The organism is Nonomuraea sp. NPDC049695 (assembly GCF_040674955.1).
GTDB classification, from domain to species: Bacteria; Actinomycetota; Actinomycetes; order Streptosporangiales; family Streptosporangiaceae; genus Nonomuraea; species Nonomuraea helvata.
This window is the reverse complement of the sequence record NZ_JBFANV010000087.1, coordinates 1-19222: the sequence shown is the minus strand read 5'-3', so window position 1 is coordinate 19222 and position 19222 is coordinate 1. Positions and strand designations below refer to the sequence as shown.

The 19222-nt window shown below is 71.0% G+C and carries 19 protein-coding genes and 1 pseudogene; 10 read left to right on the top strand and 10 right to left on the bottom strand.

Annotated elements, in window-relative coordinates; genetic code table 11:
* Positions 1–61: 61 nt before the first annotated feature.
* Complete coding sequence (locus tag AB0J64_RS45370; protein WP_364042066.1) at positions 62–1981, top strand: protein kinase; 1920 nt, start codon at positions 62–64, stop codon at positions 1979–1981.
* On the opposite strand, the gene AB0J64_RS45365 is transcribed toward AB0J64_RS45370, so the two are convergent.
* A complete protein-coding gene (locus AB0J64_RS45365) occupies positions 1978–2385 on the bottom strand; it encodes a DUF6326 family protein (protein ID WP_364042064.1) in 408 nt (135 codons plus the stop codon). The genes AB0J64_RS45370 and AB0J64_RS45365 overlap by 4 nt on opposite strands.
* Before the next feature lie 209 nt (positions 2386–2594).
* Between AB0J64_RS45365 and AB0J64_RS45360 the strand changes: the two genes are divergently transcribed.
* Together AB0J64_RS45360 and AB0J64_RS45355 are read left to right on the top strand one after the other, a co-directional pair.
* Complete coding sequence (locus tag AB0J64_RS45360) at positions 2595–3953, top strand: histidine kinase (RefSeq protein ID WP_364042062.1); 1359 nt, start codon at positions 2595–2597, stop codon at positions 3951–3953.
* Positions 3950–4591 (top strand): response regulator transcription factor, encoded by a 642-nt coding sequence (locus AB0J64_RS45355; protein WP_364042060.1) that lies wholly within the window; start codon positions 3950–3952, stop codon positions 4589–4591. The genes AB0J64_RS45360 and AB0J64_RS45355 overlap by 4 nt, the downstream gene beginning before the upstream one ends.
* A 45-nt stretch (positions 4592–4636) precedes the next feature.
* Here the strand turns inward: AB0J64_RS45355 and AB0J64_RS45350 are convergent, their stop codons facing one another.
* Positions 4637–8152: a serine/threonine-protein kinase gene (locus AB0J64_RS45350; RefSeq protein ID WP_364042115.1), complete on the bottom strand. Its 3516-nt coding sequence runs from the start codon at positions 8150–8152 to the stop codon at positions 4637–4639.
* A gap of 124 nt (positions 8153–8276) precedes the next feature.
* Complete coding sequence (locus AB0J64_RS45345; protein WP_364042058.1) at positions 8277–8786, bottom strand: shikimate kinase; 510 nt, start codon at positions 8784–8786, stop codon at positions 8277–8279.
* 38 nt (positions 8787–8824) lie between these two features.
* On the opposite strand from AB0J64_RS45345, the gene AB0J64_RS45340 reads away from it, so the two are divergent.
* Positions 8825–9106: a hypothetical protein gene (locus AB0J64_RS45340; protein WP_344991180.1), complete on the top strand. Its 282-nt coding sequence runs from the start codon at positions 8825–8827 to the stop codon at positions 9104–9106.
* A gap of 13 nt (positions 9107–9119) precedes the next feature.
* A complete protein-coding gene (locus AB0J64_RS45335) occupies positions 9120–9503 on the top strand; it encodes a ChaB family protein (protein ID WP_364042056.1) in 384 nt (127 codons plus the stop codon).
* 69 nt (positions 9504–9572) lie between these two features.
* On the opposite strand, the gene AB0J64_RS45330 is transcribed toward AB0J64_RS45335, so the two are convergent.
* The 3 genes from AB0J64_RS45330 to AB0J64_RS45320 all read right to left on the bottom strand — a co-directional run bounded on the left by AB0J64_RS45330 (position 9573) and on the right by AB0J64_RS45320 (position 12813).
* Positions 9573–11402 (bottom strand): transketolase, encoded by a 1830-nt coding sequence (locus tag AB0J64_RS45330; protein WP_364042054.1) that lies wholly within the window; start codon positions 11400–11402, stop codon positions 9573–9575.
* A 129-nt stretch (positions 11403–11531) separates the two neighbouring features.
* A complete protein-coding gene (locus tag AB0J64_RS45325) occupies positions 11532–12539 on the bottom strand; it encodes an SDR family oxidoreductase (RefSeq protein ID WP_364042052.1) in 1008 nt (335 codons plus the stop codon).
* A gap of 7 nt (positions 12540–12546) precedes the next feature.
* Positions 12547–12813 (bottom strand): hypothetical protein, encoded by a 267-nt coding sequence (locus AB0J64_RS45320; RefSeq protein WP_364042050.1) that lies wholly within the window; start codon positions 12811–12813, stop codon positions 12547–12549.
* A 96-nt stretch (positions 12814–12909) separates the two neighbouring features.
* Here AB0J64_RS45320 and AB0J64_RS45315 point away from each other — a divergent pair, with 96 nt between their 5' ends.
* From AB0J64_RS45315 to AB0J64_RS45305, 3 genes are read left to right on the top strand one after another with little or no spacing between them, the layout of a single operon-like run.
* On the top strand, positions 12910–13860 hold the full coding sequence (locus AB0J64_RS45315; protein ID WP_364042048.1) for a DNA topoisomerase IB: 951 nt from the start codon (positions 12910–12912) through the stop codon (positions 13858–13860).
* Between the two features lie 45 nt (positions 13861–13905).
* The gene (locus AB0J64_RS45310; protein WP_364042046.1) at positions 13906–14154 is read left to right on the top strand and encodes a BON domain-containing protein; all 249 of its coding nucleotides are present in this window, start codon (positions 13906–13908) and stop codon (positions 14152–14154) included.
* Positions 14138–14878 (top strand): metallophosphoesterase, encoded by a 741-nt coding sequence (locus AB0J64_RS45305; protein ID WP_364042044.1) that lies wholly within the window; start codon positions 14138–14140, stop codon positions 14876–14878. Before AB0J64_RS45310 ends, AB0J64_RS45305 begins: the two co-directional genes overlap by 17 nt.
* Here the strand turns inward: AB0J64_RS45305 and AB0J64_RS45300 are convergent.
* Positions 14875–16656, bottom strand: a complete 1782-nt coding sequence (locus tag AB0J64_RS45300) for a SpoIIE family protein phosphatase (protein WP_364042042.1) — start codon at positions 16654–16656, stop codon at positions 14875–14877. The two genes, AB0J64_RS45305 and AB0J64_RS45300, sit on opposite strands and share 4 nt — an antisense overlap.
* Positions 16657–16686: 30 nt before the next feature.
* The gene (locus AB0J64_RS45295) at positions 16687–16836 is read right to left on the bottom strand and encodes a GPGG-motif small membrane protein (protein ID WP_165959640.1); all 150 of its coding nucleotides are present in this window, start codon (positions 16834–16836) and stop codon (positions 16687–16689) included.
* Positions 16837–16906: 70 nt separating this feature from the next.
* On the opposite strand from AB0J64_RS45295, the gene AB0J64_RS45290 reads away from it, so the two are divergent.
* Positions 16907–17860 carry a TIGR03557 family F420-dependent LLM class oxidoreductase gene (locus tag AB0J64_RS45290; protein ID WP_364042040.1) on the top strand — a complete coding sequence of 318 codons (954 nt, stop codon included), beginning with the start codon at positions 16907–16909 and terminating at the stop codon, positions 17858–17860.
* A gap of 61 nt (positions 17861–17921) precedes the next feature.
* On the opposite strand, the gene AB0J64_RS45285 is transcribed toward AB0J64_RS45290, so the two are convergent.
* On the bottom strand, positions 17922–18407 hold the full coding sequence (locus tag AB0J64_RS45285) for a DUF1360 domain-containing protein (RefSeq protein WP_364042038.1): 486 nt from the start codon (positions 18405–18407) through the stop codon (positions 17922–17924).
* A 70-nt stretch (positions 18408–18477) separates the two neighbouring features.
* On the opposite strand from AB0J64_RS45285, the gene AB0J64_RS45280 reads away from it, so the two are divergent.
* Positions 18478–19074: a nucleotidyltransferase gene (locus AB0J64_RS45280; protein ID WP_344991146.1), complete on the top strand. Its 597-nt coding sequence runs from the start codon at positions 18478–18480 to the stop codon at positions 19072–19074.
* 56 nt (positions 19075–19130) lie between these two features.
* On the opposite strand, the pseudogene AB0J64_RS45275 reads toward AB0J64_RS45280, so the two are convergent.
* Positions 19131–19222, bottom strand: a pseudogene (locus AB0J64_RS45275) (ATP-binding cassette domain-containing protein); the annotation flags it as partial.

Below are 19222 nucleotides of genomic sequence, written 5' to 3'. Positions count from 1 at the left end.
GGCCGGGGCGGGCCTCGGAGCGTGATGGCGCGGGGGGACTGGGCGGCCCTACGCTGCTCGCATGGACAGACGGGTGATCGACGGCCGCTTCGAGTTGATGGAGCGGCTCGGCGGTGGGGGCATGGGCCTGGTGTGGCGGGCCTGGGACGTGGCCCTGCACCGCGAGGTCGCGCTCAAGGAGGTACGCCCTCCGGACCCGTCCATGGACGAGCAGGACCCGGCCCGTGCTCGCGAGCTCCGCGCCAGGGTGCTGCGGGAGGCCAGGGCTCTGGCCCGGCTGAACCATCCGCACGTCGCCACCATCCACCACATCGTCGACCCGGGCGAACACGGCTATCCGTGGATCGTCATGGAGCTGGTCTCGGGTGGCTCGCTCCAGGACCGCATCCAACGCGGTCCCATGCCGCAGCACGAGGTGGCGCGCCTCGGCCGCGAGGTCCTGTCCGCGCTGCGGGCCGCGCACGCCGTCGGCATCCAGCACCGTGACGTCAAACCCGCCAACGTCTTGTTACACGAGGACGGCCGGTCGGTGCTCACCGACTTCGGCATCGCGGCCGTGCGGGAGTCCACGAGCCTGACGGCCACCGGTGCGTTCATCGGCTCGCCCGAGTACATGGCGCCCGAGCGCATCAACGGCATCGAGGGCGACCCGGCCTCCGACTTCTGGTCGCTCGGCATGATGCTGTACGTGGCGGTGGAGGGTCGGCACCCGCTGCGCAGGAGCACCACGCTGGCCACGCTCGCCGCCGTGCTCAACCAGGACGTGCCGCCGCCGGAGCGCGCCGGCTCGCTCGCCCCTGTGCTGATCGCCCTGCTCAGACGCGACCCGGCGGCCCGCCCCGACGTCGAGACCCTCGATCGCATGCTGGCCTCGGCCGCCGACCCAGGCTCGGCCCCCTCCTCGTATTCGGCTGCCGACCCGGGCTCGGATCCTTCCCCGGTCTGGGGCCCGTCGTCGGGCTCGGGTCCTTCTCCGGTCTGGGCTCCGTCGTCGGGCTCGGCCCCGTTCCCGGCCGGGGCCGCATCGCCGATCTCAGGGTCGCCCTCCGTCTCGGGGTCGCCCTCCATCCCAGGGTCGCCTTCGATTCCCGCCGCGATGAGACCCGCGCCGCTGGGCGCGCCGCCTGTGGCCGGGCACGCGCAGCCGCCCATGGGCAGGCACGCGGAGCCGCCCATGGGCAGCTATGCGGAGCCGTCCATGGGCAGGCATGCGGGGCCGCACGTCGCCGGGAACACGGTGCCGCCGGTGTCCGGGCCCACCGTGCCGCCCGGGTACCGGCGCGCGGCCCCGCAGCCATCCCCCTGGAACGCGGCCCCGATCAAGGGACCGCGCCCCGGGCAGCCGCGCCGCGCACCCGTGGCCCGTACCGCGGCGATCGTGGCGTCGGCGGCGGTGGCCGTCACGGTGACCGGCGTGCTGGTGTGGCAGCTGCTCCCCACCCAGTCCAGGGAAGTGGCCGAGGACCTCCCGTCGGCGGGGAACACCCCGGCCATGACCACGGACCGCGAGTCGCCGAAGGCCACCACGCGCGCCACGCCGGGCAACCTGCACACCCCGGCGGGAATGCGCGCCATGATCGCCAAGATCAAGCCCACCATCGGCGGCACCAAGGTCGTCAAACTGACGGTGTACCCGACCTACGCCTCCATCGAGGCGCCGCTCAAGCGGGACAAGGCGATCTACGACAGGTACGACTACCGCGACGGCCAGGTCGTCCGCTCCGGCATCGGCGGCAAGGTGGACACCCCGGTGGTGGACCTGGACCAGTACAACTGGGACGCCCTCCCCGCCCTGCTCAGGAAGGCCGACAAGGACCTCGGCGTCCCCAAGCCGACCCTGCGGTACGTGATCGCGGACCCCGACTACGCGTTCGCCAGCCCGCACCAGGTGCTGCTCGTCTACGTGTCAGACGGCTACCGCACGGGCTATCTGGTCGCCGACCTCAAGGGCAAGGTCGTCAGGACGTATCCGAGCGACTAGCGCGCCCCCGATGGGGCGGCCTGCGCTTCGGCGACGCGCCATTTCCATGCGCACCAGGTGATGTACGACGTGCAGGCGATCTCGATCACGCTGAAGAACGCGTAGTACATCGTCGGGGTTCCCACGACGAGGGTCGCCGACTGGACGACGGTCATGAGCGTTCCGGCGGCCAGGTTGAGCAGCCGGCCGGTGCGCTGCCTGGCCAGCCTGGACACGACGATCATGGCGATGGGGATCTCCATGAGGACGGCCGAGCCCAGCAGGAATCCCGAACTGACGTCCAGTCCCCCGACGTGTCCGGTCAGGTACTGCTTCAGCAATCCGGAGTCCATCAACCCCACGATGTCGCAGTACAGATAGTTGAAGAGCGCGAAAACCCATAACGTCGAGAGCCTTGCCCCCATGGTTCCTCCTGTGATCGTCGGCTCACTCGACGGTAGGCGTGGATGTGGGGGAAGGGCACCCGCCGTGGAGCGAATCAGGCTTCGCGGGCGAGCGATTCGCCCGTCGCTCCCCCGGGGGAGCGGCAGTGGCCTGATCCCTCGTCGGAGGGATCGCCGATCGGGCGGCCGGACGATGACGCCGTCGTCGCCGCCGGGAGACAATGCGAGGCGTGGCTCTCCTCCAGGATTCGACCTCCCGTCGCGCCCTCCCGCGGCAGGCGTTCCCGGCCACCTACCTCCTGCTCGGGTCCGTTTTCGGTGCCCTGTGGTTCACGGTCATCGGCGGGATGTACGTGGCCGGGCTGGCCGGGCAGATGGTGCTGATCAGCGTTCCCAACGTGTTGTGGGCTCAGCTCCTGCTGCGGCCGATCGGGCGCTGGGAGCGGTTCCTGCTGGCCTCGCTCCTGGGCCAGGAGGTGACGGCGCCGGAGCCGGTCCGGTACAAGCGCTCGGCGGCATCCCGGTGGTCGGGCATGGTCAACGCGGTACGCCGCGGCTTCGCGGTCTTCCAAGACGGACACAGCTGGCGGGTGCTGGCCTGGATCCTGGTCCGTTCGGTCACCGGGCCGCTCGGTCTCCTTCTCGTGGCGCTTCCCGTTCTGCTCCTGCTGGCGCCGTTGGCCGTGATGGTCGACGGGGTGCCGATCGACTTCGTCGGCGAGCAGTGGCTGCTGCTGTGCCCGGCCGGTCTCGTCCTGCTCCCCGCCCTCCGCAGGGCGACCTGGGCCCTGGCCGCCTGGCACGGGAGGCTCGCGGTGTGGGCGCTCGGCCCCGGCCGCGACGAGATCATGGCGGCGGCGCTCGCCCGTGCCGCCCAGGCGGAAGAGCAGGTTCGCATCGATCAGGAGCTGCATGACAGCATCGGCCACATGTTGTCCATGATCGTCGTGCAGGCGGGCGCCGGCACGCACGTGTTCGACAAGGACCCCGACTTCGCCCGCCGCGCGCTCGGCATCATTGAGCAGCGCGGACGCGCCGCCCTCGGCGAACTCGACCGCATCATCACCGATCTGCGAGGCGACCATGCGATCGACAGGGTCGGCGCGCGGGGATACGCGCCACCGCCCGACGGCGAGAGCGTGCTGACCCTCATCGCCGACGCCCGGGAAGCGGGCATGGAGATCGAGGTGCGGATCGCGACCGGCGAGCTGCCCGCCGCACTCGGCCGGGGCGTCTACCGCATCGTTCAGGAGTCGCTGACGAACGCCGCCAAGCACGCCCCGGGATGTGCCGTCAACGTTGACATCGCCGCGGAGGACGGGGTCGTGACCGTATCCGTCACGAACGCGTCACCCCGTACCGGGCCGGCACCGGGCAGGGGCGCCGGCCGCGGGCTGGCATCCATCAAGGACCGGGCGACCCTCCTGGGCGGTGAGGCCACCGTGGGCATCACGGAAGAGGACGAATTCGCGGTGCGCGCCGTGCTCCCCCTGGCCAGCCGGCTTCCCGAGGGCACGACCACCCGGTGTGCCCTGAGCCGGGGGTGCGCGTGCCTGGGATGCACGATCCGTCGCGGGGCGTTCGGATGAGGATCGCCATCGTCGACGATGACCCCCTCGTCCGGGTGGGGCTGCGGGCGATCCTCTCCTCGGAGAACGACTGGGAGGTCGTCGCCGAGGCCGACGACGGCCACGCTGCGGTGGGACTGGCACGCGGATCGGACCCGCCGGACCTGATCCTGATGGACATCCGGATGCCGGGCATGGACGGCCTGGAGGCGACCCGGCGCATCACGGCCCGCGACGGCGCCCCCCGAGTGCTGGTGCTCACCACTTTCGAGGTGGACGAATACGTCTTCGAGGCCATGCGCGCCGGCGCCGGCGGGTTCGTGCTCAAGCGGATCCCGCCCAAGGAGCTCATCGAGGCCGTGCGCGTCGTGGCGTCCGGTGAGTCGCTGCTCTTCCCCGCCTCCACGCGCAGGCTGATCGAACGATTCGCCGCACGGTCCAGCCGGCCGCTCCCCGAGCTCTCCCAGCGCGAGCAGGACGTTCTTCGCCTTCTCGCGCGCGGCATGTCCAACTCCGAGATCGCCGGTGAGCTCTCCGTGACCATCGAGACCGTCAAATCCCACGTGGCCGCCGTCCTCATGAAGCTCGGCGTCCGCGACCGCACCCAGGCCGTGATCGCCGCCTACGAGACAGGATTCGTCGTCCCCGGCTCACCCTGACCGGTCAGGAAGGGCACTGCCTGTCCAGAACGGTGAAGCCGGCCGTCAGCAGCTGTCCTGGTAGCCGCTCTCAGGGATCAGCCGGGTCCATTCCGCCCGGCTCAGCGCCCCGCCCGCCTTGGCGCACACCTCTACCGCCGCCAGCGCGGGATCGACCGGGCTCTCGCGTACGGTGCCGTCGAGCGCCACGCCGCGCAGCCGCTTGCCGTCCTGGGTGAAGGCCGGGATCGCGGCCCACGAGCCCGCCTGGCCGACCTCGCGCATCGTGCTCGTGTCCCAGAGCGAGGTACGGGCGGCGTCGACGGCCAGCAGGTCGCCGTCAGGGGAGAAGCGGAGCTCGTCCACCGGCGCCGTGCCTGTCTCGATCGTGCCCCGCGTCTCCTGTTCGCGTACGTCCCAGAGCAGCACCCGGCCGCCCTCCAGCCCGAACGCCAGCGTGCGCCCGTCAGGGGAGAAGGCGAGCGCGGTCGGGGCGGCCGGGGCGTCGTCGGCGTCGAGAGCCTGGACGGCCTCGCGGGACCGGGTGAGGTCGAGCGGGGTGACCTCGCCGGTCCGCAGGTCGAGGAGCTTGGCCCCGGCGGCCAGCGTCGAGCCGTCGGGACTGAAGGCCAGCGCCAGGTCGCCCGCGCCCTCGTACGCCTTGATGCGCCGTCCCGCGCGCACGTCCCACGTCTCCAGCGTCTTGCCGCGCGCGGTGGCCAGCGTGTCGCCGGCAGGGGAGAGCGCGACGGCGGTCACGTCGCCGCCCACGTCGATGGCGGCCACCTGCCTGTTGCCGGTCACCTCCCACACGGTCACGGGGTCGCCCGCGACGGCGAGCAGTCGGCCGTCCGCGTCGAAGGACAGGTCGCCGGCGGCGGCGATGCGGCCGAGCGTCCTGCGTTCGACGGCGTCGGTGAGCTCTATGGCGTCGCCGACCTCCTTGGCGGCGACCCGCCCGTTGCCGGAGAAGGCGGCGGTGCGGCCGTCCTCCGAGGGGATCGGCAGCCCCGAGACGTCGAGGGAGACGACGGATCCGGTGTCGCTCAGGTAGCGCAGCGAGCGTCCGTCTCCGGAGAAGGCCAGGCCGCGTTCGGGGTTCCGGAGCGGGTAGACGCCCGCGAGACGGCGCTCGGCCACGTTCCAGACCCGTACCTCTCCTTCGCCTGGCAGGGCCAGCAGGCGGCCGTCGGGGCTGAAGGCGGGCGGGTCGGCGGAGGTGCGGCCCAGGTCGTCGTCGCCGACCACCTCCACGCCGGGCAGGACACGGGCCTTCGTGCTGTCGTGGCCCGCGTAACCGGCGTCCTGCCTGTCCGAGCTGAGCACCTGGGGGCGGCCGGTGGGTGACGGCGTGACGGCAGGCTCACGTCCGCCGGAGGCCGATGGACTCGGTGACGACGACGGGTTCGGTGACGACGACGGGTTCGGTGACGACGACGGGTTCGGTGACGCGGCGCCCGTCGGCACGCGTCCGGGCGGCGCCGTGTTCGCCGGTCCGGGACGGTCGGTGGCGAGCGTCTCCCCGCGGGCGGTCCCGCTCTGCCGCGCCGCCACGAGCGTGACCCCGTCACGCCCGGCCACCGCGAGCGTGGTGCCGTCCGGGCTGAACGTCAGGGCGGGCGCCGCCGCGTCCGCGCCGGTGAGCGGCTGGACCTCGACCGCGCCCGTCCGGGTCCGCCCGCCGAGCGCCCACAGCTCGACCCGCCCTGTCAGGGTGGAGAAGGCCGCCGCGCTCCCGTCCGGGGAGAGCGCCACCTGGCGGTCGGTGACGTCGAACAGCAGCCGCCCGCCCCGGTAGACCCTGGTCCTGTTGCCCTGGGTGATCGCATAGGCGGTCGTCGCGGTGGGCGGCCGCCCGGTGGCCACCTCGAACGGCCTGCCGTCGGTCCCGACCGCGTACTTCCCGTCGTCGCTCAGCATGCTGCCCGCGGGCAGCGGGTACGACGCGAGCCGCCGCCCGCCGGTCACGTCCCAGACGGTGACCTCTCCCGTGCCCCACTTGACCAGCTCGTCCCCGCGCAGCAGGTAACGCGCCCGCACATCGGCGGTCGGGTCGGTGAACGTCCCCAGCTCCGGCTGCACGAGAGAGGCCTGCAGCGCGACCCGCGCCTCGAACACCGGCGACAGCTTCCAGGCGGCCACACTCAGCCGCATCGCCGTGCGCGGGTCGGACGACCGCAGCGCCTCAGCCCTGGCGGCCACGGCCCGCGCGTTGGCCTCGATGAGCTGTCCGCGCAGCTGGTTCTGCCCGTGTACGGACACCACCGCCAGCGTCACCGCGACGGCGAGCACCGCACCGAGCGTCGCCAGCGCGGGCGCGAGCAGCTTCCTGCGCTGCTTGGACAGGGCCACGCTGTCGTTGACGAAGTCGCGTTCGAGCTGGTTGAGGCGGAGATGGCGGCGTTTGGTCGCGGCCCAGGCGAGCGCGGTGTCGAGTGACTCGCCGCGGAGCAGGCGGCTCCTGCCGCGCCGGTGCTCGGACCAGTCTCTGGCGGCCTCGCGGATCAGCCGGTGGGCCTGCAGGCTCTCGCGCTCGTCCGCGACCCAGTCGCGCAGCCGGGGCCAGGCCCGGTAGAGCGCGGCGCTGGCGGGGGCCACCCGGCTGTCGCTGACGGCCACGAGCTTGCCCACGGAGGTCTCGGTCGGCGGCACGCGTACGCTGCGGCGTACCAGGAGGCCCGCCTCCATGAGCGGGCCGAGCACGTCGCCCTCGTCGTGCGGGGTGTCGCCGTCGAACAGGCGCAGCAGCAGCCCCGGCACCTCCGCCTGCTGCCGCGGCGTGAGCGCCTGGTACGCCTCCTCGGCCACCTCACCCAGCGAGCGCGGCCCCGTGTGCCCCTCCGGCGGCCGCACCTCCGCCGCACCCCCGACACGCAGCTCCCGCGCCGCCGGCCGGTCGGCGGGATCCTTGGCCAGGGCCCGCCCGACCGGCTCGCGCAGCGGTTCGGGCAGCACGTCCAGGTCCGGATCGGCGGTCAGCAGCCGGTGCATGACCCCGCCCAGGCTCTCCCCGCTGAACGGGTCGCGCCCGGTGGCCGCGAAGACCACCACCGCGCCCCACGCGAACACGTCGGCCGCCGCCCCGGCCTCCTCACCGGTCAGAACCTCGGGCGCGGTGTACGTGTACGTCCCGCCGGCGGGCACGCCCAGCTCGATCACCTTGGGGCCGCCGGCGGCGAGCAGCACGCTCTCCGGATTGAGCCCCCGATGCGTCAGCCCCGCCTCGTGCAGCGCCTCCAGCGCGGACGCCAGTGCCCCGGCCAGCGCGAGCAGCTCGTCGCCTGCGTAGGGCCCGTGCAGCTCCACCGCCCGCCGCAGGTCGGGCCCGTCCACGTATTCGCTCACCACGTACGGCACGCCCTCGTCGGCCCCGACGGCGACCACCTCGGCCAGATGGGGGCAGCTGATCCGCTCGAACCGGCGCCCTGCCTGGTCTTCCCGCGACCCCCGCGGCACCGTGACCGCGAAGCGCCGCCCCTCGTCGTCGTACGCGTCGTAGACCACGCCGCGACCGCCCGCGCCGAGCCGGGCCGCCAGCCAGAAGCCGCCGAGCCTCTCGGGGTCACCGGGCACCAAGCGCATCGTCACTGATGCTTAGATGCACGACGCCGCATTTTGGTTGTCCCCGAAACATCGCAGTTCACTGGACGCCACAGGTCCCCCGCGCGCCTCGGGGGACCCATGCGTCATGATCATTATGCCAAACTCAGCGGGAGCCGGGGACCGGCAGACCCATGGCCCGCAGTGCGGCGTCCCTGGTCTCCTCGGGGCGCATGCCGCCGACGTCGCATCTCAGGTCCGCCACCTCGCGGAAGTACGGCTCCCGGCGGGCCCGCATGGCGGCGGGGCCGAAGGCGGGGCGGTGGTCGCTCGACTTCATCCGCTGGGCCAGCACCTCGTCGTCGGCGTCCACCCAGAGCACGAAAGCCTCCTTCATCGCCTCGCGCACCCGCGGGTCCTCGACCGTGCTGGCGGCCGCCGCGATGACCTCGGGCTCCCCGGCCAGTTCGTGCAGCACGTGGTCGGCCTCGTACCGGTGCAGCGTCTCCGCGCCGTCGCGGGCGGCGATCTGCGCGGCGGTGCCGCCGTACCGCGCCTTGAGGAACGGATCGCTGTCACTGAACGGCAGGCCCAGGACCTCCGCGATCAAGCGGCCGACCGTCGACTTGCCCGAGCCCATGAGCCCGACCACTACGACTGGTTTGTTTTTCGACATGTGGATAGAGGTTCCTTCGTGTCAAGGAGGTAAATCTGATGACCATCGCCGGAAGCATCATCCTCATCATGCTCGGCGCGATCCTCACCTGGGCCGTCGAGTTCGACCTCGCCGGTCTCGACATCAACGTCGTGGGGGTCATCCTCATGCTCGGCGGTCTCGCGGGACTCCTGTTCGGCATTTACAGGATCAGCGTGACCCGTAGGGCGGTCGGGGCGATCGACGAGCCCGTTCACCGCCACGACGTGTACGAGGAGCCTGAGGCCCGCAGGACCACCGTGTACGAGGAACGCCGCCACTACGACGAACCGCCGCTGTAGGAGGTGAATCGACATGCCAGCCGTCGAAGAGCTGCCGTCGACCATCAAACGTTCGCCGAAGAAGGCCCAGAACACGTGGATCAAGGCGCACGACAACGCCGTGAAGGAGTACGGCGAGGGTCGTCGCGCCCACATGACCGCGTTCGCCGCGCTGAAGCACTCGTTCGAGAAGGTCGGCGACCACTGGGAGCCGAAGGAGAAGAAGGGCCCCTCCGACAAGGGCGCGACCGACCGGTCGGGCCGGACGGCCGAGGGCGTCAACGCCAACGCCAGCAAGGAGCACCTGCAGAAGGTGGCTGCCCAGCTCGATGTACCCGGCCGGTCGAAGATGACCAAGCAGGAGCTGGTGAACGCCATCAAGAAGGCCAACAGGAAGGCCACGGCGAAGGCCCGCTGACCGGGGGCCTTCCACACTCCGAGGGCCGATGGCGGACACGCCGTCGGCCCTCTTCCATGTCCCCAGCCCTCACAGCAGCCGCTTGACGGCCTCGGCGATCGCGTGGCGGTCGATGCGCGCGAGGGCGAGCTGCTCCTCGGGCGTCGCGGACCCGGGCAGGCCCGTCACGGCCAGCTTCACCACCCGCGGCCCCAGCTCGCTGACCGCGTCCATCACCGCGTCGGCGAGGCCGCCCTCCAGCCGGTGATCCTCCACCGTGATCAGGTTGCCCGTGGTGGTGGCCGCCTCGACCACCGCCGACGTGTCGACGGGCTTGACCGAGTACAGGTCGATCACCCCCACGGGGATCCCGGCGTCGCGCAGCTCGTCGGCCGCCGCCAGCGCCTCGTGCACGGTCACGCCCGCGGCCAGGATCGTGGCCCGGTCGTTGTGCGAGTGGCGCAGGACCCGTGAACCGCCCACGGGGAACCGCTCGCCCGGCTGGTAGATCACCGGCGTGTTCCCGCGCGTCGTGCGCAGGTAGGACACGCCTTCGATGTCGGCCATCTCGACGGTCAGCGCCGCCGCCTGGTTGGCGTCGCACGGATAGAGCACGGTGCTGCCGTAGACGGCCCGCATCATCGCCATGTCCTCGAGGCCCATCTGAGAGGGGCCGTCCTCGCCGATCGACACCCCCGCGTGCGAGCCGACCAGCCGGATCGAGGCCCTGCTCACGCCGGCCATCCTGATGAAGTCGTACGCCCTGGTCAGGAACGCCGCGAACGTGGCCGCGTACGGCCGCCACCCGCGCACCTGCAGGCCCACGGCGGCGGCCACGAGCTGCTGCTCGGCGATGTACATCTCGAAGAACCGCTCGGGGAACTCCTTGGCGAACGCCTCCGCCTTGGTCGAGTCCGCCACCTCGCCGTCCAGCACGACGACGTCCTCCCGCGCCGCGCCGAGGGCCGCGAGCGCGTCCCCGAACGCCGTCCGCGTGGCGACCTTGTCGCCCACCTCGTACGTGGGCAGGCTCATCGGCCTGGTCTCGAACCGGTACGGCGCCGGGGCGTCGTCGGGCTTGTGCACCTCCACCCGCACGTCCCTGGGGCCGCCCAGCTCCTCGAGGGCCTTGTCCGGATCCTTGAGCGGCTTGCCGTGGGCCCCTTCGCGGTTCTCGACCTCCAGGACCCCTTCGCCCTTGCGCGTCTTGGCCAGGATCACGGTCGGGCGCCTGCGCGTGTTGCAGGCGTCGCTCAGGGCGAAGTCGATCTGCCCGGGATCGTGCCCGTCGATCTCGATCGTGTGCCAGCCGAACGCCCCGAACCTGCGCGCGTACGCCCCGGTGTCCCACCCGTGCCGGGTGGGACCTCGCTGCCCGAGCCGGTTCACGTCCACGATCACGGTCAGGTTGGCCAGCCCCTCGCAGCCCGCGTGCTCGGCCGCCTCCCAGATCGACCCCTCGGCCAGCTCGCTGTCACCGCAGAGCACCCACACCCGGTACGGCAACCGTTCCAGCCGCCCGGCCATGGCCACCCCGACACCCACCGCCAGGCCCTGCCCCAGCGACCCTGTCGCGACGTCCACCCAGGGCAGCCGGGGCGTGGGATGGCCTTCCAACCGGCTGGAGCGCTTCCTGAACGTCACCAGCTCCTGATCGTCGATGGCGCCGGCCGCCTTGTAGAGCGAATAGAGAAGGGGCGACGCGTGCCCCTTCGAGAAGATCAAGTGATCGTTGGCCGGGTTGTCAGGGTGATCGAAGTCGTAGCGTAGGTGGCAGGCGAACAGCACGGCCATCAGATCGGCCGCCGACATGGACGAGGTCGGATGGCCGGATCCGGCCTCGGCGGCCGCGCGTACGGAGTCGACGCGGAGTTGCGCGGCCAACTCGGACAGATACTGAAGATCGCGCTCGGGCATCATGGCCTCCTCGGAACCGGTTTCCCGCCGCCTACCCCGCCAAGCCCCCTTAACCCCGCCCCAGGCGTGATCGATTGCCCCCTTCGCCGGCGACCGGAAGCGCCCGGTGCCGGCGGATCGGGACCGCCGGGGTCATGGGCTACGGCGGCGGAGGGCGGCGAGAGTGACGGCGGCGCCTCCGGCCAGGGCGAGGAGGACCGGGCCACGGTGTTGTGACAGCCAGAGCTGGGGGCTGCGGGCATGGGAGCGCTTGTCGAACGAGCCGTGGGCGCCGTAGTCCTCGGTGTCGTCCGCAGGCTCCCACAGGTTGGACACGCCGCTCGGCGGCTTCTCGTCCGTCTGCTGGGAGCGCGCGCCGGTCCTGGCCACGTAGCGGTCCACCAGCGCCGGGGCGACGCGCTGGGCCAGGAGGGTGGCGGCCGTGCTGGCGCCCACCCAGTACTCCTTGCGCTCCGGGTGCTCGGCCGCGTACACGATGGCCCTGGCCGCCACTTCCGGCTGGTAGATCGGGGGCACCGGTTGCGGGTGGCGGCGGAGCTTGGACAGCACCCAGTCGAACTGCGGGGTGTTGACCGCGGGCAGCTGCACCAGGCTGACGTGGATGTCGCTGCCGTCGGACAGCAGCTCGGTGCGGAGTGACTCCGTGAACCCCTTGATGGCGTGTTTCGCGCCGCAGTACGCCGACTGCAGCGGGATGCCGCGATAGGAAAGCGCGGAGCCGGTCTGGATGATCGCGCCCGTGCCGCGCGGGCGCATGAGGTCCAGGGCCACCTTCGTGCCCCAGACGTAGCCCAGGTACGTCACCGCGGTGGTGCGGGCGTACTCGTCGGGGGTGATGTCACTGAATTTGGCGAAGACGGAGGAGAAGGCGGTGTTGATCCAGACGGAGATGGGTCCCATCTCGGCCTCGATGCGCTCCCCGGCCAGCCTCACCTGGTCGTAGTCCGCCATGTCGGCCTCGTATACCTGCCCTGTCCCTCCTTCCGCGCCCACGTCCACGGCGGCGGCGCCCAGCCCGGTCGTGCCCCGGGCGATGAGCGCCACCTTGGCCCCGCGCTGTCCCAGCAGGCGGACGACCGCTCGTCCGACCCCGCCGCTCGCGCCCGTCACCACTACGACTCGCCCTTGAAGTGGTGCCATGTGCAGATCAGCCCGCCTCTCCGTTTTGTCGCAGTTTCTGGCGCCGTACGGCCAGGACGATGTCGACCACCGTGGCGATGCCCAGCACGATCGCGATCCCGGTCATGACCGGGGCGCGGGCGATGATCCCGAGCACCGCGAACGCGAAAAGGAACACCAGCATGAACGACCCGACCCTGATGTGCACCACGTCACGTGGTGTGGCCGGCACCATGGGATGGCCCTTCGCGTCCCCTTCCTCGTGCCACTTTCCGTTATCAGGCAAGTCAGACATGCGGCTCACCTGCCCGTCCTGTTTGCCGCCTAACGTCGGGGGTAGCGGCCATCCGTGCCCGACCTGCATCCCAGTGACCAGAGTGAGCCGGGGTTCATGCGCAGGCGCCGCGGGCGCGGCTTCAGCTATCTGGGTCCTGACGGGCGTCCGGTGCGCGACCGCGCCACGCTGGACCGGATCAAGGCGCTCGCCATCCCCCCGGCCTGGACCGACGTGTGGATCTGCAAGTCGCCGCACGGCCATCTGCAGGCCGTGGGCACGGACGCGGCCGGGCGCAGGCAGTACCGCTACCACGATCTCTGGCGCGAGCAGCAGGACCAGGCCAAGTTCGACCGGGTGCTCGAGGTGGCCGAGCGGCTGCCGGCGTTCAGGAAGGCCGTGGATGACCAGCTCGAAGGGCGCGGCCTGACGAGGGAGCGGGTGCTGGCCACCGCCGCCCGCCTGCTCGACATCGGCTTCTTCCGCATCGGCGGCGAGAGTTACGACACCTACGGTCTCGCCACGCTCAGGATGGAGCACGTCACCTGCGCCAACGGCATCATCATGTGCAGATATCCGGCCAAGGGCGACATCCTGCGGGAGGTCGAGGTGGCCGATCCGGGGGCGTGCAAGGTGCTCAGGGCGCTCAAGGCGCTCGGCGCCGACGGTGAGCTGCTGCGTTACCGGCACGCGGGCGGCTGGGCCGACATCAGGAGCGAGGACATCAACGACTACCTGAGAGACACCATCGGGTACGAGGTCACCGCCAAGGACTTCCGCACCTGGCACGCCACCGTTCTGGCCGCCGTGGGCCTGGCGGTGTCCAAGCCGGCCGGCCAGAAGCAGCGGGCCGTCGCCCGGGTCATGCGCGAAGTCTCCGAGTACCTGGGTAACACCCCCACTGTCGCCAGGGCCTCGTACGTGGACCCGCGCGTGGTCGAGGCGTACGACCAGGACAGGACCATCGCGGCCGTGCTGACCGAGCTCGGCGCGGACGCCGACTTCGGGCAGCTGGCCACGGCCGGCACGGTGGAGCGGGCGGTAATCGACCTTATCCGTGCCGTTTGAGCGGTTTATACCCGGGCATGCGGCGACAGAAGAAGGAGGCGAGTGATGGAAGCTCCGCAGTACGTCGCGGCCCGCGTCCAGCAGGCGCTGGCCGAGGACGGACGCACGCACGAGCTCGGAATCCGCGTCGACATACGAGGTGACCAACTGTTCCTGCGCGGCCAGGTGAGCGGCACGGGACAGCGCGAGCGGCTCGCCCAGGTGGCGCACGAAGCCGCACCCGAGCTCCATCTGCACAATGAGATCAGGGTCGTGGAGGCCAGTGAACCGGGGGAGGATGAGCGTCTTGACTGACCTGCGCATAGCAGCCGTCGGAGACATCCACCTGGGGGAGGACGACAGAGGACAGTTCAGGAAGAAGATGGGCGGCATCGAGGAACGCGCGGACGTGTTGATGGTGGCGGGCGACCTGACCAGGCACGGCACGCTCGAGGAGGGGCGCGTCGTCGCCGACGAGCTGCGCGGCCTGCCGATCCCCGTCGTCGCGGTGCTCGGCAACCACGACTACCACTCCGACCTGCAGTACGAGATCGCCGCCGAGCTACGCGACGCCGGCGTCGTGGTGCTGGACGACGACGGCGCCGTCATCCAGTGCGGTGACAGGAAGCTGGGCGTGGTCGGCGGCAAGGGATTCGGTGGCGGGTTCGCGGGCAAGTGCGCCAGCGAGTTCGGCGAGCGCGAGATCAAGAACTTCGTCGCCCACACCCGCTACATCGCCGAGTCGTGGAAGGTCGCGCTGAAGGAGATCGTGGCCGAGAAGCGCGTGGTGCTGTCGCACTACTCCCCGATCAAGGAGACGCTGGAGGGGGAGCCCCCCGAGATCTACCCGTTCCTCGGCAGCTACCTGCTGGCGGAGGCGGTCGACACGGCGGGCGCCGACCTGATCCTGCACGGGCACGCCCACAAGGGCAGTGAGAAGGGCATGACGCCGGGCGGCATCAGGGTGCGTAACGTCGCGCTGCCGGTGCTCGGGCGTGCGTACGCGGTCTACTGCCTCGACTGCGAGAGCGGCTTCTAGAGGACCTTGGCGGCCATCAGGCATATGTCGTCCTCGGCGTTCTCCCCGCCCAGCCGCTTGAGCAGGCATCCGATGATCTCCTCGGGATCCTCCCCGGCGCAGTAGTGAGCGGCCTGGACCAGGGCCGCCAAGCCGGTCTCCAGGTCCTGCTCACGCCGCTCGACGATCCCGTCGGTGTAGAGCAGCAGGACGTCGCCGGGCTCGAGCCTGGTGGTGGTCAGGCCGTACTCGGTCGCGTCGAATGCCCCCAGCATCGTCCCCGAGGCCCCCTGGACCAGCGCGGCGTGGTCCTTCCTGATCAGCACGGGCGGGGGGTGCCCCGCGTTCGTCCAGGCATATGTGCGCGCGTCCGGGTCGAAGTGGCCGATGATCGCGGTGCCGGTCACGGTGATGCCCTCGGTGGAGTGCACGATGAGATCGTTCAGCCAGGTGGTGAGCCGGCCCGCGTCGGCTCCCGTGTAGGCGAGTCCGCCGAGGCCCGAGCGCATCTGGAGCATGATGCTCGCCGCGGTCAGCCCGTGTCCCATCGCGTCGCCGATCGCGAGGATCACCCGGCCGTCGGGCAGCAGGCGGGCCTTGAACCAGTCGCCGCCGAGCCGGGCGAGCTCCTCGCCCGGCAGGTAGCGCACGCCGACGGTCAGCCGGGGCAGCTGGATGAGCCCACGGCGGATCGGCATGATCGTGTTCTGCAGCTGGACGGTGACCCGGTGCTCCTCCTCGGCCCGCTGGCGCTGCCAATGGGCCTGCTCGTGCGCCACCGCCAGGGCCCGTTCCTTGCGGCGGTTCTTGGTCACGTCCTGTGCCAGGCAGCGCACCTTCACCGGCAGGCCGTCGGCGTCGAGTATCGGCTCGCCGTACACGCTGAGATGGCGCACCCCGTGCCGGTGCTGGATCCGGAAGCCGGTCTCGACCGCCTCCCTGAACTCCAGCAGGCAGTGCATCATGTCCTCGATGACCGGCAGGTCCTCGGGCACGACGGCGCCCGGCAGCTGCTCCAGTGACATCGGACCGTCGGCGCGGTCGCGGCCGAACATCTCGTACATCTGGGGCGTCCACAGCGTGCGCTCCGTGGCCAGGTTCCACTCGCCCCAGCCCAGCTCGGCCAGGCGCTGAGCGCGTTCCCAACCGGAGACGAGGAGCTCCTCCTCGTCGAGGGCCCGCCAGCTCACCAGCAGCCCGTCATTCACGCGCGAGGCACGCACGCTCAGCGTGGCCGGCCAGAGCAGGAAGTCCACCACTTCCACGTACTCCAGCGGTTCCCGGAGCACCGATTCGCCGGTCTCGTACACGGCGATGTAGTCGTCGAGCAGCCCGCAGCCGGCCACTCCCGGGGTGGCCGCCATGAGCCGGCGTCCGGCCAGCTCACCGGCGGCACGCCCCGGCACGGTCATGGCGTGGCGGTTGGCCGCCAGGATGCGGAAGTCCACCACGCGGCCCAGAGAGTCTTTGATGGGCGTGAGGTAGAGGGCCGAGGCGTGGACGGCTTCCAGCATCCCGCGTACCGACGCGGGCACGGCGAGCGCGAGTGTCTCCTCCTCTTGGGGGCGCTCGATGCCCTTGGCGACTTCGATGAGGTCGAGCCCGCTGTGCTGCGCCATACGGGCGAGCTGTGCGGCGGCCTCACCGGGTCGGATGTTCAGCTCCGTCGCGAGCCGGGCGGTCGCCTCGTCGAGTATGGCCTCGTTACGCATGCGATGCCGCAGCCGCGCGAGCTGTTCACGTACTCTCGCCGAGGCCGCCCCCGTTTCGAAGCGGCTGAACGGCGGATATTTGCTCACACGCTCCCCATGCCCTGGGGAGCGCGGAGCTTACACATTGAAGATACTCACCCCACCAGGGCCGACGAGGAATCCGAGTACGATGAGCACGATGCCCCACAGGAGGTCGCGCCGGGCCAGGATCACGTAGATCCCGGAGATGACGAGTATTACCGCGATGATCCAGAGCAAAGTAGCCATGTCACTGCTGCTGCCCTCAGGAAGAGTTACATAACATGTTTTTCCCTGACCCAAAGGGCAGGGAATTCGCATGACGACCTTCGGCTATTTCCTGTCCTGCGAAGAGCATGGCCCTAAAGAGCTGGTGAGGCAGGCCAAGGCCGCCGAACGCGCCGGCTTCGAGGCGCTCTGGATATCCGACCACTTCCACCCGTGGCTCGACGAGCAGGGGCAGGCTCCGTTCGTCTGGTCCGTCATCGGCGCGGTGGCCGAGGCCACGTCCCTGCCGATCACCACCGCCGTGACCTGTCCGCTCGTACGCACGCACCCCGCGATCATCGCCCAGGCCACGGCCACCACGGCGGCGCTGACCGGCGGTCGTTTCCGGCTCGGCGTGGGCACCGGCGAGGCACTCAACGAGCACATCCTGGACTCGCGCTGGCCCCCGGCGAGCGAGCGGCTGGAGATGCTGGAGGAGGCGGTCGGGCTGATCCGCGAGCTGTTCACCGGCAAGCTGGTCACCCACAGGGGCCGCCACTACAGCGTCGACAACGCCCGGCTCTACACGCTGCCCGACGAGCCCGCGCCCATCTACATGTCGGCGTTCGGGCAGAAGTCCATTCAGGTCGCCGGGCGCCTCGCCGACGGGTACATCTCGATCGCGCCGGACGCCGAATCCGTGCAGGCGTTCCGTACGGCGGGTGGGGAGGGCAAGCCGTCGCTCGGCGGGCTCAAGGTCTGCTACGCCACCGACGAGTCGGCCGCCCGCAAGACCGTGCACCGCCTGTGGCCCACGCAGGGGATCAAGGGCGAGGCCTCGCAGCTGCTGCCGCTGCCGCGGCACTTCGAGCAGCTCGCGCAGATGGTGACCGAGGAGGAGGCCGTGAACGGCAGCCCGGTCGGCCCCGACCCCGACGTCCACGCGCAGGCCATCAGGCAGTACGTGGACGCGGGCTTCGACGAGGTCTACGTCAACCAGATCGGGTACGAGCAGGACGCGTTCTTCGACTTCTACGAGCGCGAGGTCCTGCCGCGGGTCCGTTGACGGCGCCGTTGACGGGGCCCGTTGACGGGGCCCGTTGATGGGGCCCGTTGATGGAGGTCCGTCACTCCGCGGACTTCATGAGCTTGGCGTAGGCGAGCTGCAGCCAGTCCGAGATCGCCACCGCGGTCATCGTCGCGCCCACCAGCCTGGTCACCCTGGGAGACAGCACGAGGCCGGCGGCGTACGCGGTGGCCACCCACTGGGCCAGGCAGAACGGGCAGGCCAGCAGCTCGCCCAGCGCGCCGCGCGGCGCCTCCTTCACCTCGGCGGGGCCGCCCTGCCCTTCGTACCGGGTGAACGGAGCGCGGAGGGGGCTGGTGACGGGGTCCTTGGACAGCCGCCGCGACACCTTGTGCGTGCACGCCGCCATGAGCAGCAGGTCCATCACGCCGACGTGATCGGGCACCCGCCGCCCGGCCAGCATCGTCGCGGCCGCGGCGACCGCCACCGTGCCGCCGTACGCCCCGAGGATGCCGGCGTAGCCGCGGAGCGGGCGATCGTGCTCGCCCTCATAGTCCTGTTCGGTCTTCTCGAGGATTTCGGTCATAGCACCTGGCGCTACCCTCACAGACCCACGTCCAACGTCTAGTTGACGATCGTTTGGGTAGCCCGAAAACATGACTAGCCACGGCCACGCGGTTACCGATGCCATTCTCGACACGCTCAAGCGTGCCAGTTCCGGCCTCAAGGATGCCGGAGTGAAGTTCGCGCTGGCCGGTGGGTGCGCCGCGTACGCGAGGGGCGCCGCGCCGTCGCTGCACGACGTGGACTTCGTGCTCACGGAGCATGACGTGCCGGCCGCGCTTGAAGCGCTGCGCGAGCTGGGCTTCCAGACGGCCAAGCCGCCGGAGGACTGGCTCGTCAAGGCGTACGACGAGGGGCGCCTGGTGGACCTGATCTTCCGGGTGTCCGACCTGTCGATCACCGACGAGCTGCTCGACCGCGCCGAGCCGCTCAAGGCCTCCGCGGTGATCGTGCCCGTACTGGAGGCCACCGATCTGGTCATCACCTGGCTGCTGCCGCTGTCGGAGCACGCCTGCGACTACGGGGCGCTGCTGGCCCAGGTACGCGCCCTGCGCGAGCAGGTCGACTGGCCGCGGGTGGCGGCCGTGCTCCAGGACTCGCCGTACGCGATGACGTTCCTCACGCTCCTGGAACGGCTGGACGTGCTGGAGGGCCCGATCGAGCCGGTGGGCGACCCCAAGTGGCCGTGAGACATCGGGCGGCCGCCCCGCCCGTGAGACACGGCGAAGGGCCGCGCCCCTGGTGGGGGCTTCATGAACCCGGCCAGGCAGTGCAGCAGGGTCGACTTGCCGGAACCGCTCGGCCCCATGATCGCCACGGCTTCGCCGGTCCGTACGG

What these genes read in the sequence shown, in the direction of transcription:
- AB0J64_RS45370 (WP_364042066.1), top strand. Translation starts at nt 62, where the DNA reads ATGGACAGACGGGTGATCGACGGCCGCTTCGAGTTGATGGAGCGGCTC.
- AB0J64_RS45365 (WP_364042064.1), bottom strand. Translation starts at nt 2,385, where the DNA reads ATGGGGGCAAGGCTCTCGACGTTATGGGTTTTCGCGCTCTTCAACTAT.
- AB0J64_RS45355 (WP_364042060.1), top strand. Translation starts at nt 3,950, where the DNA reads ATGAGGATCGCCATCGTCGACGATGACCCCCTCGTCCGGGTGGGGCTG.
- AB0J64_RS45350 (WP_364042115.1), bottom strand. Translation starts at nt 8,152, where the DNA reads ATGCGCTTGGTGCCCGGTGACCCCGAGAGGCTCGGCGGCTTCTGGCTG.
- AB0J64_RS45345 (WP_364042058.1), bottom strand. Translation starts at nt 8,786, where the DNA reads ATGTCGAAAAACAAACCAGTCGTAGTGGTCGGGCTCATGGGCTCGGGC.
- AB0J64_RS45340 (WP_344991180.1), top strand. Translation starts at nt 8,825, where the DNA reads ATGACCATCGCCGGAAGCATCATCCTCATCATGCTCGGCGCGATCCTC.
- AB0J64_RS45335 (WP_364042056.1), top strand. Translation starts at nt 9,120, where the DNA reads ATGCCAGCCGTCGAAGAGCTGCCGTCGACCATCAAACGTTCGCCGAAG.
- AB0J64_RS45330 (WP_364042054.1), bottom strand. Translation starts at nt 11,402, where the DNA reads ATGATGCCCGAGCGCGATCTTCAGTATCTGTCCGAGTTGGCCGCGCAA.
- AB0J64_RS45325 (WP_364042052.1), bottom strand. Translation starts at nt 12,539, where the DNA reads ATGGCACCACTTCAAGGGCGAGTCGTAGTGGTGACGGGCGCGAGCGGC.
- AB0J64_RS45320 (WP_364042050.1), bottom strand. Translation starts at nt 12,813, where the DNA reads ATGTCTGACTTGCCTGATAACGGAAAGTGGCACGAGGAAGGGGACGCG.
- AB0J64_RS45315 (WP_364042048.1), top strand. Translation starts at nt 12,910, where the DNA reads ATGCGCAGGCGCCGCGGGCGCGGCTTCAGCTATCTGGGTCCTGACGGG.
- AB0J64_RS45310 (WP_364042046.1), top strand. Translation starts at nt 13,906, where the DNA reads ATGGAAGCTCCGCAGTACGTCGCGGCCCGCGTCCAGCAGGCGCTGGCC.
- AB0J64_RS45305 (WP_364042044.1), top strand. Translation starts at nt 14,138, where the DNA reads ATGAGCGTCTTGACTGACCTGCGCATAGCAGCCGTCGGAGACATCCAC.
- AB0J64_RS45295 (WP_165959640.1), bottom strand. Translation starts at nt 16,836, where the DNA reads ATGGCTACTTTGCTCTGGATCATCGCGGTAATACTCGTCATCTCCGGG.
- AB0J64_RS45290 (WP_364042040.1), top strand. Translation starts at nt 16,907, where the DNA reads ATGACGACCTTCGGCTATTTCCTGTCCTGCGAAGAGCATGGCCCTAAA.
- AB0J64_RS45285 (WP_364042038.1), bottom strand. Translation starts at nt 18,407, where the DNA reads ATGACCGAAATCCTCGAGAAGACCGAACAGGACTATGAGGGCGAGCAC.
- AB0J64_RS45280 (WP_344991146.1), top strand. Translation starts at nt 18,478, where the DNA reads ATGACTAGCCACGGCCACGCGGTTACCGATGCCATTCTCGACACGCTC.